The organism is Novosphingobium sp. Fuku2-ISO-50, from assembly GCF_001519055.1.
Classification (GTDB): domain Bacteria; phylum Pseudomonadota; class Alphaproteobacteria; order Sphingomonadales; family Sphingomonadaceae; genus Novosphingobium.
In genome coordinates, this window is sequence record NZ_KQ954286.1 from 278,191 (window position 1) to 293,202 (window position 15,012).

The window sequence follows — 15,012 nt, forward strand, 5'->3', positions numbered from 1 at the left end:
AGTGGTCCGATTCTGACATTTGCTACCGCTCTCGGCTAGGTAGTGCGCAAATGTCAGAATCTTTTTGGACCACTAGAAGCATTTGATTCTATTGGATTTTCCGTTTTTGACATTTGCGACCGTGCTATCCGGATGGCGGGATGCAAATGTCAAAAACAATCCACCAGTGCCGTTTGGACTTAATCAGAGGTTCCAGAGGTTCCCTGAGCACACATCCACCAGGAGTGACGAGCATGGGCAGATTGTCGCGGATCACGGGATCGCTGGCCGGGCTTGTCGCACTGGCGGCAGGCGGCGCATGGCTGGCGCTGCGGGCGCCCGATTTCCCCGCAGAGCAGTTGCAGGCGCGCTATGGCCGCGCCAATTCGCACTATGCCGATCTGGGCGGCGGGCTGGTGCTGCATTATCTCGACAGCGGGCCGGTCAATGCGCCGGTGGTGATCCTGCTTCACGGCTTTGGCGACAATGCCTTTTCGTGGGACGGCTGGACCGAGCGGCTTTCCCCGCGCTATCGGGTAATCGCGCTCGATCAGCCGGGTCATGGCCTCAGCGCCGCACCGGGCGGATTTGTCGCCTCGCCCGACAGCATGGCCGATGCAGCCGAACGCTTTGCCGCAAAGCTCGGCCTGCATTCGGTCGCGGTGGCGGGCAATTCGATGGGCGGCGCGGTGGCCTGGCTGTGGGCCACGCGCCAGCCCGATGTGGTGCAGCGCCTGATTCTGATCGATGCCGCAGGCTGGCCCGCCGCACAGTTGCAAAAGCCGCCGCTCGCGTTTCGGATCATGCAATACCGGCTTGGCCGGGCGCTGCTCGCCTCGATCGACAATACCCCGCTGATCCGCGAGGGGCTGAAAAAGGATGTCGTCGATCCATCGGTGCTGACCAAAGCCTTCATCACGCGCTGGGCCGATCTGCAACGCTATCCCGGCCATCGCCCGATCCTGATGTCGGCGCGCCCCGGCTCCGTTGCCGCCTCGCCCGAAGCGCTGGCCCGGATCACCGCGCCGACGCTGATCGAATGGGGCGAAGATGATCAGTTGATCGCGGTCGATGCGGCGCACCGCTTTCATGCCGCGATTCCGGGGTCAAGGCTGATCGTCTACCCGCGTGTCGGACATTTGCCGCAATGGGAAATCCCCGCGCGCTCGGCTGCCGATGCTGCTGCGTTTCTTGACGAAACTCACTATGGGACGACGCAACCATGACCGATGCACGCGATTTCCTGGGCAATCCGGTGACCGGGGCCAGCGCCGAAGACATCGCCGCGATCGACCATTTCATCGGTGGGCTGATCGCCTATGAAACGCGCATCGTCCGCATTCTCGATGCGGCAAAGGGTGAAGCGGTGCCGGTTCTGGTCGCGGTCTTTGCCGGGATTCTCCACTTGCTCGCTGAAACCACCGGCCAAGAGGCGACAGCGCGCCCCTGGCTCGAGCGGGCCCGCGATGCCGCCGAACGCACGGCGCCGACACCGCGCGAGGCGCAATGGATCGCCGTCCTCGATCATTGGTGTGCCAAAAATATCGATTCGACGCTGGCCGCGCTCGACAGCATCCTCGATCTCGCGCCGCATGATCTCGCCGCGCTGAAACTCTTGCAATATCACCATTTCAACCGGGGTGATTTCCCCGAAATGCTGCGCCCCGCGCTCGCCGTACAACATCGGGCCGGGGATCTGCCCTATCTCGGCGGGATGCTCGCCTTTGCCTTTGAACAACTGCACTTGCTCGACGAGGCAGAACGCGCGGCAAACCGGGGCCTGGAACTGGTGCCCACCGACCCCTGGGCGCAGCACGCGCTGGCCCATGTCTGGCTGACGCGCGGGTCGATCGATCGCGGGCTGACGGCGCTGGAGGCATGGTCGCCGGGCTGGACCGGGCTCAACAGTTTCATGATCACGCATTTGTGGTGGCATCTGGCGGTGTTTCACATCGCGCGCGGGGCCTATGCCAAAGCGCTGGCAATCCATGACGCGCATGTCTGGGCGCATGACCGCAGCTATTCGCAAGATCAGGTCGGCGCGGTTTCGCTGCTGGCGCGGCTCGAAATGGTCGGCGTCGATGTGGGCGACCGCTGGACCGAGCTTGCCCCCTGGCTGGCGACGCGCGCGCAGGACACCACGCTGCCGTTCCTGTCCGTGCAATATGCCTATGGCCTCGCCCGCGCCGGACGCAACGAAGCCGATGCCTTGCTTGCCGCGATTGCCACCCGCGCGCTTGCGCCGCGCGCCGATCGCGTCTGGGCCGAAGCCGCGCTGCCGCTTGCCGAGGGGCTGATCGCCCATGCGCGGGGGCTCTATCCGCGCGCCGTGCGCCTGCTGTCCGAAGCGGTGCCGCGCCTTGCCCATCTCGGCGGCAGCCATGCGCAGCGCGACTTGTTTGCGCTGATCCTGCTCGATGCGCAGATCAGGAGCGATGTGCTGGGCGATGCGCAACAGGCGCTCGAACTGCGTCGCAGCCACGATCCGCTCAGCGTGCCGGTCAACACCGCACTGGCCTGGATCTACGACGCGCTGGGCCTGCCCGAACAGGGCGCGGACGCGCGGGCGCGCATCGCCGCATGATCCGCTGCCTGCTGTTCTGGTTGGCGGTGCTTGGGACGTTCCTCGGCGCCCCGGCGCTCGCCGCGCCCGCGCTGCGCGTGGGCGTGCAGCTTGAGCCGCCGCATCTCGACCCGACGCAAGGCGCAGCAGCCGCGATACCCGAAGTCAGCTTCAACACGATTTACGAAGGCCTCGTGCGGATCGCCACCGACGGGACGCTGCACCCGCTGCTGGCTACCGGCTGGTCCGTTTCGCCCGATGCGCAGCATTACGTGTTTACGCTGCGCCATGGCGTGCGCTTTCATGACGGATCGCGCTTCGATGCGGCGGCGGTGGCCTTTTCGCTGGCCCGCGCCGCCGCGCCGGGATCGCTCAACATCCATGCCGAAACCTGGCGCGAAATCGCCGCGATCCGCGTGCTCGCCCCCGACCGGGTGGCCATCGACCTGTCCCGGCCCGATGCCAACTTGCCCACCCTGCTCGCGCTGTCGGACGCCGCGATGGTGCCGCCCGATGCCGCCGAGACGCTGCGCACGCACCCTGTCGGCACGGGCCCCTTTCGCTTTGGTGCATGGCAGCGCGGCGACGCTCTGACACTCGAGCGGAATGCCGATTACTGGGGCACCCCGGCCCATCTCGCACGGATCACCTTTCGCTTCATCGCCGATCCCAATGCCGCCTATGGCGCGATCCGTTCGGGCGCGATCGACATCTATCCCAGCTTTCCCGCGCCCGAAACGCTGAACCTGCTGGCCGCCGATCCCCGGCTGAAACTGGTGATCGGCCCGAGCGAGGGCGAAGTGATCCTTGCGATCAACCAGCGTCAGGGGCCGCTCGCCAATGTCCTGGTGCGGCGGGCAATCTGCCATGCGATCGACCGCCGCGCGCTGATCGACGGCGCCATGGCCGGCTATGGCACCCCGATCGGCAGCCATTTCCCACCGCAAAGCCCCGATTATGTCGACCTGACCGGAGTCTGTGCCCACGATCCGGCGCTGGCGCGGCGCTTGCTGGCCGAGGCGGGATACCCCAAAGGCCTTATACTCACGCTCAAACTGCCGCCGCCGTCCTACGCCCGGCGCACCGGCGAACTGATCGCGGCGCAACTGCAATCGGTCGGGATTGCCACCACGATCCGCAATCTCGAATGGCCGACCTGGCTCGACGAAGTGTTTCAACGACACCACTTCGATCTGACCGTGATCAGCCACGCCGAACCGTTCGATTATGACATCTATGCCCGGCACGACTATTATTTCGGCTATCACAGCGACGCGTTCGATGGCCTGATCGCGGCCTTGCGCACGACCACCGACCCGGCGGCGCGTCACCGCCTGCTCGGCGATATGCAGCGCCAGATCGCGCAAGACGCGCCCAATGCGTTCCTGTTCCAATATCCCGCGCTCGGGGTGCAGGACCGCCGATTGAGCGGAATCTGGGTCAATAGCCCGACACAAGTGCTCGATTACCATGCGGCGCGCTTTTCCGGGGCCGGCACCGACGCGGCGCAAGGCAAAAGCGCCGCCGGAGCATGGGCGGCGTGGATTGCCGCTGCGCTCGCGTTGGGCGGGCTGATCATGACCGGGCGACGGCTCGGCGCGCGGTGGCTGGGCGGGCGGATCGCGGTGCTGGCGGTCACGCTGTTCGCGACGAGCGTGGTGATCTTTGTCCTGTTGCAGATCGCGCCGGGCGATCCGGCGGTGACCATGCTGGGGATCGATGCCAGCCCGCGCGCGATTGCCGCGCTCCATGCCGAATTCGGGCTCGATGCCTCGCCGCTCACACGGTTTGTGCGCTGGATCGTCGGCGCCCTGCGCGGCGATTTCGGAACCAGCTTTACCTATCGGGTGCCGGTCGGTGCGCTGATCGGCGAACGTCTGGCAGTGACTCTGCCGCTCGCGGGGCTTGCCGCGATGGTCGCGATCGGGATCGGGGTTCCGGCGGGAACGCTGGCGGCGCGGCGCCCCGGCGGCGTGCTGGATCATCTGGTCGGCGCCTTTGCGCGGCTCGGCATGGCCATTCCCGATTTCTGGCTGGGAGTCTTGCTGGTCCTGCTGCTCGCGCTGGGCACCGGCTGGTTTCCAGCCGGGGGTTTTCCGGGGATCGAGGCCGGGTTTGGCCCTGTGCTGCATGCGCTGGCCCTGCCGGTGCTGGCGCTTGCCATACCGCAGGCGGCAATTCTGGCGCGGGTGACGCGCGGAGCGCTCGCCGATGTGCTGGGCCGCGATTTCATCCGCGCGGCGCGGGCCAAGGGCTTGTCCGACAGCGCCGTGCTGTGGCGCCATGCCCTGCCCAATGCGGCAGCGCCGGTGCTGGCGGTGATCGGGCTGCAAGTGCCCTATCTCATCGCGGGTTCGGCATTGGTTGAACAAGTGTTCTCATTGCCGGGGCTCGGTCGGTTGGCCATTCAGGCGATCGGGCAGCGCGATCTGGTGACGGTACAGGCGGTGGTCCTGCTGATGGCGACGGCCACGGTCATCGCCAGCTTTGCCGTCGATGTGGCGCAGGCGCTGATCGACCCGCGCGTCGTGCGGCAGGAGCGGGCATGATGCGCGGGCGGGCTTCGCTGATCGCCGGACTGGCGCTGACCGCGCTGTTCGTGGTTCCCGCGCTCGTCGCGCTGGTGTGGACGCCGTGGGATGTCACCGCGATCGATGTCGCGGCACGGCTGCAAGGCCCCTCGGCGCGACACTGGCTCGGCACCGATCCGTTTGGCCGCGATGTCCTGTCGCTGGTCATGGCAGGCGGCGGTGTTTCGCTGGGCGTGGCAGTCGCGGCGATCGCGGCGGCGCTGGCGCTGGGGGTGCCGATCGGGCTGATCGCTTCGGCGCGGCGCGGCTGGATCGACGAGGGCCTGATGCGCGGCGCCGATGTCCTGTTTGCCTTTCCCGGCCTGTTGCTTGCCATCCTGTTGAGCGCAGTTTTCGGGCCAGGCGCGTTCGATGCGACGCTGGCCATCGCGCTGTTCAATGTGCCGGTGTTTGCCCGCGTCACGCGCGGCGCCGCGCTGCCGGTGTGGAGCGCGCCGTTTGTCGCGGCGGCGCGGCTGGCGGGGCGCTCGCGGCTGACCATCGCGATGACGCATGTCCTGCCCAATGTGATCGGCCCGCTGATCGTGCAGGCCAGCATTCAGGGCGGCATGGCGCTGCTGGGCGAAGCGGGGTTGTCGTTCGCCGGGCTTGGCGTGCAGCCGCCCGCGCCGAGCTGGGGGCGCATGCTCGCCGATGCGCAGACCCTGATCGGCAGCGCGCCGCGTCTGGCCATCGTACCCGGCATTGCAATCGTCACGGCGGTCGCGGGCCTGACATTGCTGGGCGATGCCTTGGCCGCGCATTTGCGCATCCGGCGGGGGCGGGCATGAGCGTGCTGCGCTTCGATCGTGTCGGCGTGCGCTATGGCGACCGGGTGGCGCTGCACGATTTCTCGCTGGACCTGGCCGCAGGCGAAGTCGTCGCGCTGATCGGCGGCACCGGCTCGGGCAAGTCTTCCGCTTCGCTCGCCGCGCTGGGTCTCTTGCCCGAAGGCGCGGCGAGCGAAGGCCAAGTTGTCCGCACCGGGCCGGTGGCAATGGTGTTTCAGGAACCGCTGCTCGCGCTCGATCCGCTGATGCGCGTCGGCGCGCAAGTCGCCGAGGCCGTGCGCGCGCGCAGCCGGGCCAGCCGCGCCGAAGCGCTGGACGAATCCGCGCAGCTGTTCGACGACGTCGGGCTCGATGCGCAAGCCGTGCTGACACGCTATCCGCATGAATTGTCGGGCGGCCAGCGGCAGCGCGTGGGCATTGCGATGGCGCTGGCGAGCAAACCCGCCGTGCTGATCGCCGACGAGCCGACCACTGCGCTCGATCCCGAAACGACCGCGCAAGTCATCGCCCTGATCGTCAGCGCGGCGCGCAAGCGGGGCATGGCGCTGCTGCTGGTCACGCATGATCTGGCGCTCGCTCGCGCGCATGCCGACCGCGTGGTCCTGCTGCGCGGCGGGCGCATCGTTGAAACCGGCGCTTTGCCCGGCGCGCTTGCCCTGCCGCACATCGCCGCCTTGCTCGAACGGCTCGACCATGTTCCCGCCCGACACCCGCGCCCCCAAACCGGCGCGAGCGTGCTGTCGGTACGCGGGTTGATCCATGGCTATGGCGACAAAACCGTGCTCAGCGGGATCGATCTCGATCTGCGCCCCGGTGAAATCGCCGGGCTGGTCGGCCCCTCGGGCGAAGGCAAATCGACGCTGTTGCGGCTCGTGCTCGGGCTCGAAACACCGCAGGCGGGCACCGTACAGATTGCCGGGACCGACATTCACCGTGTGCGCGGCGCCGCCTTGCGCGATGTGCGGCGGCGGATGCAGGCGGTGTTTCAGGATCCGGGCGCCAGTCTCGACCCCACCTGGCGGGTGGGCCGGATCGTTGCCGAGCCGCTGGCGCTCTGGCCCGAACGTCTGTCGCACGAGGCGATCGCGGCGCGTGTTGCAACCGCGCTCGTCCGCGTCGGGCTCGATGGCAGCGCCGCCGAGGCCTTTCCGGGCGCCTTTTCCGGCGGTCAGCGGCAGCGTATCGCGCTCGCCCGCGCTCTCGTGGTCGAGCCGGCGCTGATCGTGCTCGATGAAGCGACATCGGCGCTCGATGCCGCCGTGCGCGCCGACATCCTCGATCTGATCGCAGGGCTCGCCGATACGGGAATCGCGTTCCTGTTCGTCACTCATGATCACGCGATGATCGCAGGTCTTGCCGACCGGGTCTGGCGCCTGTCGGAAGGTCGGCTTATTCCGGGCGTTCCGACGCGGCGCGCACGCCCCGTACAATAGCCCGCGCCAGAGCATCGGCCGCCGCCGCGCCGAGCCGCGCGAGCCACCAGGCACGGCTGCGCGGCGCTTCGGCACAGAGCGGATCGAGCTCGATCGCCCCGCTGGCCATGGCAAAGACCACGTCGCCGTCGAAAGGCGTGTGAACCGGGCGGATCGCGCGGGCGAGCCCGTCTTGCGCCATCATCGCCAGCCGCTTGGCCTCTCCCTTGTCGAGCCGGGCGTTGCAGGCGACGACCGCCAGCGTGGTGTTGGCGCCCGGCTGCAAGCGCCCGAGCAAGGCCAACCGGCTTTCGTCGGGAAACAGATCGCCATCAAAACCCCAGGCGCCATCCGGGCTGACCGCGCCGACCGGATTGGTCGCGACCAGTGCCCCGACCATAAGCCCGTGTTCGAGCGCCAGCGACGCGCTGCCGATCCCGCCCTTGACGATCCCGGCCATCGCCCCGCGCCCTGCACCGACCGAACCGAGATCGAACCGCGCGCCCGATGGCGCAGCCAGTGCCGCGCGCGCCGCCGCCCGGCCCAGATCGCGATAGGGCGGCTCGGTGCCCCAATCCTTGTCGCCGGGGTTGGCAAGGTCATAGAGAATCGCGCCCGGCACGATCGGCAGTGTCGGCCCGCCGGGGCGCATCGCCAGCCCCACTCCCGCCGCCGACAGTTCGACCAGCGCGCCATCCGCTGCGGCCAGCCCGAACACCGATCCGCCCGCCAGCGTGATCGCATGAATGCCCGCGACGTGGTTTTCGGGCGCCATGACTTCGATTTCGCGCAAGCCAGGCCCGCCGCCGCGCACATCGGCCGCCGCCGGCCACTGCCCGTCGCACAGCAGCACCGTGGCGCCGGTGCCGTGGCGCTCGGACGTCGCGTGCCCGACGCGCAGGCCGGCAACATCGGTGATCAAGTCGTTGGGGCCGCTGGAAAGTGTCATGGCGACGGCCCTAGCAAAACCCAACGGAATCAGCCAGCCGCCGCCATCATCCCTTCAGGACGAAAGGAATTCGCACTTCGCCGCGCACCATCGCGGCCATGCCCTGCACCATCAGCGGCGCCCAGCGCCAGCGTTTCACTGCATCGAGCGCGGCGCGATCGAGCCGACCCGACCCGCTCGACCGCGCGATCGCGATGTCTTTCACGCGCCCATCGGTATCGAGCAGCAGGCTGAGCGTGACCGTTCCCTGTTCGCGCTGCCGCCGGGATTCGATCGGATAGGCGGGCGCGACAAACGACATGAGGCGGGCATCGAGATCGGCGTTTGCTACAGGCGCCCCCGTCGTCGCCCCGGAGGGTGCCGCCGCCGAAGCAGGCCCGGCAGCAACCGGGGCGGATGGCGCAGCAGGTGCCGGTGCCGCCGCCGAAGCGACGGACACCGGCTGCGGCGTGACGGCCACCGGGGAAACCTGCGGGGTGCGGGATGGGATCGCAGGGGGTGGCATCGCCGCCGCCCGCGCCGGCCGGGGGGGAGCTTGGGGCTTGGCCGGTGCGGAAGGGGAAGATTCGGGCGACAGTGTCATGGCAACTACGAGCGGCGGGCGGGCGCGTTGGCTCATCGGCCCCGCCTCGATCAGCGCGAGCGCGGAAAACAGCGCGCCGACGACGAGCGCGGAAACGATCCCCGCGCCGCTCTGTCCGAGCCAGCCGCGCCAATCGGGAGCGAGCGTGGCCGCAAACCCCGATGCTTGCGTGATTTGCGGAAAAGCCATGCGATCGGAAACCATCTTGGCGCTTTCAGGGATTCGTGGATGCCATCTGTTGCGAGTCATTAGCATTTGCAGAAGGCGCCGTAAAGCCCCGTGCTGCCAGCCATGCGTCGATCTGCGCCACGAACCGCGCATTCCCCGCCTCGCCCGCCAGCACACGCGCGCGCTCGATCCAGTGCGCGGCGCAACCTTCGCGCCCCTGATCGAGCAGCATCCGCCCATGGTTGAACGCGCCGCGAAAATCGCCGCCCTCCGCCGCGCGGGCATAGTGATGCGCGGCCAAAGTCCGATTGACCGGGACTGCCCAGCCTTCTTCATGAAACAGGCCGACCATGCCCGCCGCCTTGGCGTGCCCCTGCTCCGCCGCGCGGCGAAACAGCGCCAGCGCACGCACCCGATCGCGCGGCACACCGCGCCCAAGCGCGAGCAAGGTCGCCCAGTTGTATTGCCCCCAATCATGCCCCAGCGCAGCGGCGCGCTCAAACCAGAGCGCCGCTTCGCCGGGCAGAGAAGGCGCGCCCCAACCCTGATCGAGGCAGCGCCCGACCATGTTGATCGCCGCAGGCAATCCGGCCTGCGCCGCCTGGTGAAACGCGGCCAGCGCAGCGCGGGGATCGCGCGCCACACCGGCTCCGTCGAGCAGGCATTGACCATATTGAAGCAAGGCCTGGGGATCGCCCGCGCGCGCCGCGCCCGCCAGCGCCGCAGCCAGCGCCTCAGGCGGGCCGCCAAGCAGCGCGCACCAGTTTTCGACGCTGCGCATCATCGCTCAATACTTCAGCGCGAGCGATGCAAGCACCGTGCGCCCCGCCGCCTGATGCGCATAATGGCTGGCATAGGCCTGATCGTAATAGAGCGTGTCGGTCAGATTGAGCGCATTGAGCTTGACCGTGACATGCTCGTTGAAGCGATAGCCGGCATCGGCGTCAAACCGCCAATACGCCGGAACATAGACCGCGCGCACCACTTGCGACGTCGCGCCATAGGCAAACCCGCCATAGACTTTGGCGGAATAGATCGCGCCGCCGCCGAGCGTGAATTTGGACGTGACCTTGTATTGCGTGGTCAGCGTCAGACTGTCGAGCGGGGTATTGGGCGCGCGCCGCCCGGTGCCCGCCACAGGCGCATAGACCCCGGCCACCAGTGCATAACCACCGCCAAGCACCACCGAAGGCGTATGCGTATAGCCCCCGAACAGGCTCCATTGCGACGTCAGGTTCCCGGCCAGACCCAGCTCGATACCGCGCACGCGCTTGAGCCCGATATAGCTGACATTGCCGTCGGCATCGGTTGCGCGGGCATTGGTCGTGCGCGTCTGAAACACGTCAGCCGTCAGCGTCAGCGCATCGGACAGCAGGTTCCACTTGGTGCCGAGTTCGAGCGAGGTCGTGCGCTGGACCTGCAGAGCGCGCGGGTCGATCGTGGTCGTGGACGAAACGATCGCGTTGTCTTCCGACCCTTGCGCCAGAAACGAGCCGGGCGCGATGGCAGACGTCGACGCGCTGGCATAGATCGTGCCGTTCGAGCGCGGTTTATAGAGCAGCCCCGCCTGCCAGGTGAACAGATCGTTGTCGATCCCGACCCAGTTGCGCGGCGTGGTTGCGGTGGGCGACAGGCCCGCGCTGGCATGGGTGGCATAGTGATCATACCGAGCGCCAAGGTTGACGATCCACCGGTCGCCGATCCGGATCGTGTCGAACAGCGATGCCGACAATGTGGTCCAGTTGGCCAGCGTGCGCGTCTGCGGCGAACCGGCGACGATCGCGCCGCTCCACACGTCGAACGGGTGCGGGTTGGCCGCGCTGGTGCAGATCGCGTTGCTGCCGCTGCTTGCCGTGGGGCAGGCAATCGCCAGCGGAAGCGCGGTCCCCGCCGTGTCGGCATAATAACTGCCATAGCCCGATTGCTGCCAATTGTATTCGAGCGCGGCGGCAAGGCTGTGCTTCAGGGCGCCAGTGCCGACATCGCCGGTCACGCCGAGCTGATCGACGATGCCGGTCTCGCGCGATTGGCGGCTGATGGCACGGCGCGAAACGGTGCCATAGGCATAGACATTGCCTTTGGAATCGTCGGGCTGGCTCCAGAGATAGGCCTGATTGATATGGCTGTAGCGAAAGGTATCGGTCAGGCGAAAACCGTCGCCCAGCGCGTGTTCAAATCGCGCGGAACCGGCGTCTGTCGTCGTCACGCGGAAATCGCGATCGACCAGGCCGTAAAACGCATCGCGCGCGCGGCTGATCGTCTGCCCGTTGGCCGTGGCAAAGGGCGTGGTGTCCAGCGGCGCGATTTCGGTCACCCCCGGCGACAGCGCGCTTGCCGCAGTCGTGTAGGGAATGCCGGCGTCGGGCAATTCGGCGGTATGCAGATGATACCAGTCGAGCCGCAGGCTGGTCGACCCGCCCATCCCCAACACCACCGACGGGGCAATCCCCCAGCGCCGTTGCCAGGTTTCGGCGCGGCCCGCGACATTCTGATCATGGCTCATGACATTGAGCCGAAAGCCGACCGATGGGGCGAGCGGCTGGTTCACATCGAGCGTGAAACGGCGATAGGCCGCCGTGCCCGCATCGGCTTCGCCCGCGACGAAGCGACGCGCCTCGGGCGCCTTGGAAACGATGTTGATCGATCCCGCCGCATTGCCGCTGCCATTGGTGATCCCGTCGGACCCTTTGGTCACTTCGACGCTTTCGATGTCGAATGTCTCGCGGCTTTGCGCGGCGATGTCGGTAATGCCGTCGATGTGGATCGCGTTCGAACTGTCGGAGCCGCGAATGAACGGCCGGTCGCCCAGCGGATTGCCCCCCTCGCCCGCGCCCAGCGTGATTCCCGGCACCATGCGCAGCGCTTCGGCCAGCGTGGTCGAACGCGTGTCATCGAGCAATTGGCGGGTCAGCACGGTAATCGCGCGCGGCGTGTCGATCAGGTCGGCAGTCGCCTTGTCCGAATGCTGCCGATCGGCGCGCAAGCTGCCTTCGTCGATCGCGGTATCGGTGACGGTCACCGAACCGAGCTGCGGCGGCGCGGGCGTGCTCGCCTGCGCCCCGGACTCGCCCGGAGCGGCGGCAAGCGCCGGAAAAGCCTGGGCAAACAGCCCGAGCGCGCCGATCGCGAGGCCCCGGGGAACACATGCGGGCGGCACGAATGACGTCCTGCTGCGTGGTGGCATCTGCGTCGAGGCGTGAGTCATGCTGGTCCCTTTTTGCGAACGATTCTCATCCTCCCTTTGCCGTAGATGCGAATGACTTGCAATACTAACATCGCAAAGACGCGCACAACTTGCCGCAGGTCAAGGCAATCGCCGCACAATGACGCGAACCTGACGCAATTGCGCACTACGGGACTCGCTCATGGCCGATCGCTTTGTCCCACCTGCCACGCTCATCATCGAAATCGATGCCCTGATCCAAAGCATTGCCGTCGATGCGCAAGCCATGCTTGCCGAATGGCGCGAATGGGATATCGCCCCCGGATTTCAGCCTTGCGCGCAAAACCTCGCCGATTATCTCGCGTTGCGCCGCCATGATCTGCGGCCGCTGCAGCGCGCGCTGATGCGCCTGGGCCTTTCCTCGCTGGGCAGGCTCGAAAGCCGGGTCGTACCGGCGCTGATCACGGTGCGCGCCGCGCTTGCCGCGCTGAATGGCGAAATTTGGCGCGCGCCGGTCGATGACGATACCTTCTTTGCCGGCGACGCGCGCCTTGCCGCCGCTGCCGAGGCCCTGTTTGGCACCGCCCGGCACACACGCAGCGCCGCGCTGATGGTCACCTGCCCGACCGAAGCGGCCGACGATCCCGCATTCATGCAGCACCTGGCCGCGCGCGGGGTCGAAGCCCTGCGCATCAATTGCGCCCACGACGGCCCTGCGCAGTGGGAGCGGATGATTGCCCACGCACGCGCGGCGACACTGCCGGGGGCGCCGCCCATGAAAGTGTTCATGGATCTCGCCGGGCCAAAGCTGCGCACCGGAAAAATCCGCGCGCACCATCACGCGCGACACGTGTTCACCGGCGACCGGATCGCCATCGTCGCGCCCGACGCGATCGATTGCAAAGTCCCCGCCGATGTCCGCTTCACCGTGACATGCACTCTGCCCGAAGCGATTGCCGCCGCCGCTCCCGGGCAGCGGTTGTTGATCGACGACGGCCATGTCGCGGCGATGATCACCGCGCGCGAAGGGCCCATGCTGCTCGCCGATGTGGTCCGCACGCGCGACAAGGGGATCAAGCTGCGCTCGGAAAAGGGCATCAACTTGCCCGATACGGCTCTGGCCATTCCCGCACTGACCGCAGCGGATCGCGCCGCGCTGGCCTTTGTCGCCAAACACGCCGACGGAATCGGCTATTCGTTTGTGCAGAATGCCGACGATGTCGCCGCGCTTCAGGCCGAACTGGCGCGATTGCGCCCGCACGACTGGGACCGCATGGCGCTGGTGCTCAAGATCGAGACGGCGCGCGCGGTCAGCGAATTGCCCGAGATCATCGTGCGCGCCGCCGCGCGTCAGCCGGTCGCCGTGATGATCGCACGCGGCGATCTGGCGATCGAGATCGGCTTTGCCCGGCTTGCCGAAATGCAGGAAGAGATCCTGTGGATCGCCGAGGCCGCGCAAGTGCCCGTAATCTGGGCGACGCAAGTGCTCGAACAACTCGTCAAGGAAGGCATGCCCAATCGGGGCGAGCTGACCGATGCGGCGATGGGCGCGCGGGCCGAGTGCGTGATGCTGAACAAGGGGCCCTACTTGCTCGAAGCGATCGACTGGCTCGACACGCTGCTCGGCCGCATGGAGCATCACTTGCACAAGAAAACCCCGCAATTGCGCCCACTTGCCAGCTGGGCTTGATCGGCGCACGCATCATCCCGACATGACGGTTCATCACAGGGCAAGCCTTGCCCTGTCACAGGCCCGCCACTCGGCTGATGAAGAGCACCCATGAATCTCAATGACTTCACGTATTTTGCCGCCGTTGCCCAGCATGGCGGGTTTACCGCTGCGGCACGCGCGATCGGCGTCGACAAGGCCCGGCTCAGCCGCAGTGTGGCGATGCTCGAAGAGACGCTGGGGGTGCGGCTGATCCATCGCTCGACTCGCAGCATCTCGCTGACCGACGCGGGGCAGCGGTTTTACCAGGGATGCCAGACCGTGCTCGGCAGCGCGCGCGCCGCGTTCGAAAGCGTTGCGGAATTGCAGAAAGAGCCCACCGGGACCGTTCGGCTGGGCTGCAGCGTGGTCGCGGCGCAAATCTATATCGCGCCGATCCTGCCGCTCTATCTGGCCGAACATCCCAAAGTCACGGTGATCGTCGAACACGGCGACCGCTGGATCAACCCGCTCGACAGCGATCTCGATCTTGCGCTGACCACGCGTGTCGAAGACTTGCCCGGATCGAGCCTGGTCGCGCGCGAAATAGGCCGGGTCCGCCGCATTCTCGTTGCCGGTGCCGCGCTTGCCGACACCACCGCCGCGCTGGCGCATCCCGACGACATGGCCGGTATCCCGCTGATCGCGCGCGCCGATGACCTCTATGACAGCGAAGTGCGCTGGCAATTGACCCGCAACGATTGCCCCGCCTGCCGCGTCACCGGCGCGCCCCGACTGTTGACCAACGATCTCAACATTCAATTGTCCGCCGCGGTTGCCGGGATCGGCCTTGCCCTCCTGCCCGAAACCACAGCCGCGCCTGCGCTGAGCGATGGCCGGCTGCATCATGTCCTGCCCGATTGGTCGACGCCGGAATACAGCCTGCATCTGGTCTATCCGCTGCCGCGCGGAATTCTGCCGTCGGTGCGCAGCTTCATCGATTTTCTCACGACCAACCTGTGGCCAAATGGCCTCAGATGATAACCAAAATCAGTTTCAATTAGACGCAATCCGACAACAATCTGTCACAAATCCGACATCTTATCCTCAGGCCCAAACGCGCCCATTTCCCCCCTCGTTCCGGTCGTGATCGCGAACCCCGCAGAAACAACGGGGCCCACGATCA

Annotated in this window: 11 protein-coding genes; 7 read left to right on the forward strand and 4 right to left on the reverse strand. The window is 67.1% G+C overall.

Annotated features, from left to right (window positions below; genetic code table 11):
- The first annotated feature begins 233 nt into the window (after window positions 1-233).
- Genes AQZ50_RS04150 through AQZ50_RS04170 form a run of 5 tightly spaced genes read left to right on the forward strand, consistent with a single transcriptional unit; the run spans window position 234 to window position 7,336 of the window.
- Complete coding sequence (locus AQZ50_RS04150) at window positions 234-1,205, forward strand: alpha/beta fold hydrolase (RefSeq protein ID WP_067743007.1); 972 nt, start codon at window positions 234-236, stop codon at window positions 1,203-1,205.
- Window positions 1,202-2,563 (forward strand): tetratricopeptide repeat protein, encoded by a 1,362-nt coding sequence (locus tag AQZ50_RS04155; protein WP_067743009.1) that lies wholly within the window; start codon window positions 1,202-1,204, stop codon window positions 2,561-2,563. Before AQZ50_RS04150 ends, AQZ50_RS04155 begins: the two co-directional genes overlap by 4 nt.
- Window positions 2,560-5,091 carry an ABC transporter substrate-binding protein gene (locus AQZ50_RS04160; RefSeq protein WP_067743012.1) on the forward strand — a complete coding sequence of 844 codons (2,532 nt, stop codon included), beginning with the start codon at window positions 2,560-2,562 and terminating at the stop codon, window positions 5,089-5,091. The genes AQZ50_RS04155 and AQZ50_RS04160 overlap by 4 nt, the downstream gene beginning before the upstream one ends.
- Window positions 5,088-5,903: an ABC transporter permease gene (locus AQZ50_RS04165; RefSeq protein WP_067743015.1), complete on the forward strand. Its 816-nt coding sequence runs from the start codon at window positions 5,088-5,090 to the stop codon at window positions 5,901-5,903. Before AQZ50_RS04160 ends, AQZ50_RS04165 begins: the two co-directional genes overlap by 4 nt.
- Window positions 5,900-7,336, forward strand: coding sequence for an ATP-binding cassette domain-containing protein (locus AQZ50_RS04170; RefSeq protein WP_067743018.1), 1,437 nt, complete (start codon window positions 5,900-5,902; stop codon window positions 7,334-7,336). Before AQZ50_RS04165 ends, AQZ50_RS04170 begins: the two co-directional genes overlap by 4 nt.
- Here AQZ50_RS04170 and AQZ50_RS04175 read toward each other — a convergent pair.
- The 4 genes from AQZ50_RS04175 to AQZ50_RS04190 are packed head-to-tail and all read right to left on the reverse strand — an operon-like array spanning window position 7,293 to window position 12,220.
- On the reverse strand, window positions 7,293-8,264 hold the full coding sequence (locus AQZ50_RS04175; RefSeq protein WP_067743021.1) for a P1 family peptidase: 972 nt from the start codon (window positions 8,262-8,264) through the stop codon (window positions 7,293-7,295). The two genes, AQZ50_RS04170 and AQZ50_RS04175, sit on opposite strands and share 44 nt — an antisense overlap.
- A 46-nt stretch (window positions 8,265-8,310) precedes the next feature.
- Window positions 8,311-9,036: an energy transducer TonB gene (locus tag AQZ50_RS04180; protein ID WP_231730102.1), complete on the reverse strand. Its 726-nt coding sequence runs from the start codon at window positions 9,034-9,036 to the stop codon at window positions 8,311-8,313.
- 25 nt (window positions 9,037-9,061) lie between these two features.
- Window positions 9,062-9,799, reverse strand: a complete 738-nt coding sequence (locus tag AQZ50_RS04185) for a tetratricopeptide repeat protein (protein ID WP_082703401.1) — start codon at window positions 9,797-9,799, stop codon at window positions 9,062-9,064.
- A 3-nt stretch (window positions 9,800-9,802) separates the two neighbouring features.
- Window positions 9,803-12,220: a TonB-dependent receptor gene (locus AQZ50_RS04190; RefSeq protein ID WP_231730103.1), complete on the reverse strand. Its 2,418-nt coding sequence runs from the start codon at window positions 12,218-12,220 to the stop codon at window positions 9,803-9,805.
- A gap of 160 nt (window positions 12,221-12,380) precedes the next feature.
- Here AQZ50_RS04190 and AQZ50_RS04195 point away from each other — a divergent pair, with 160 nt between their 5' ends.
- Together AQZ50_RS04195 and AQZ50_RS04200 are read left to right on the forward strand one after the other, a co-directional pair.
- Window positions 12,381-13,868 (forward strand): pyruvate kinase, encoded by a 1,488-nt coding sequence (locus tag AQZ50_RS04195; RefSeq protein WP_067743027.1) that lies wholly within the window; start codon window positions 12,381-12,383, stop codon window positions 13,866-13,868.
- Window positions 13,869-13,958: 90 nt separating this feature from the next.
- Window positions 13,959-14,867, forward strand: coding sequence for a LysR substrate-binding domain-containing protein (locus tag AQZ50_RS04200; protein ID WP_067743030.1), 909 nt, complete (start codon window positions 13,959-13,961; stop codon window positions 14,865-14,867).
- The last annotated feature ends 145 nt before the right edge of the window (window positions 14,868-15,012 follow it).

Coding starts and splice junctions, on each gene's coding strand:
- AQZ50_RS04185 (WP_082703401.1), bottom strand. CDS start 9,799: ATGATGCGCAGCGTCGAAAACTGGTGCGCGCTGCTTGGCGGCCCGCCT.
- AQZ50_RS04160 (WP_067743012.1), top strand. CDS start 2,560: ATGATCCGCTGCCTGCTGTTCTGGTTGGCGGTGCTTGGGACGTTCCTC.
- AQZ50_RS04195 (WP_067743027.1), top strand. CDS start 12,381: ATGGCCGATCGCTTTGTCCCACCTGCCACGCTCATCATCGAAATCGAT.
- AQZ50_RS04155 (WP_067743009.1), top strand. CDS start 1,202: ATGACCGATGCACGCGATTTCCTGGGCAATCCGGTGACCGGGGCCAGC.
- AQZ50_RS04200 (WP_067743030.1), top strand. CDS start 13,959: ATGAATCTCAATGACTTCACGTATTTTGCCGCCGTTGCCCAGCATGGC.
- AQZ50_RS04175 (WP_067743021.1), bottom strand. CDS start 8,264: ATGACACTTTCCAGCGGCCCCAACGACTTGATCACCGATGTTGCCGGC.
- AQZ50_RS04180 (WP_231730102.1), bottom strand. CDS start 9,036: ATGGCTTTTCCGCAAATCACGCAAGCATCGGGGTTTGCGGCCACGCTC.
- AQZ50_RS04165 (WP_067743015.1), top strand. CDS start 5,088: ATGATGCGCGGGCGGGCTTCGCTGATCGCCGGACTGGCGCTGACCGCG.
- AQZ50_RS04190 (WP_231730103.1), bottom strand. CDS start 12,220: ATGACTCACGCCTCGACGCAGATGCCACCACGCAGCAGGACGTCATTC.
- AQZ50_RS04170 (WP_067743018.1), top strand. CDS start 5,900: ATGAGCGTGCTGCGCTTCGATCGTGTCGGCGTGCGCTATGGCGACCGG.
- AQZ50_RS04150 (WP_067743007.1), top strand. CDS start 234: ATGGGCAGATTGTCGCGGATCACGGGATCGCTGGCCGGGCTTGTCGCA.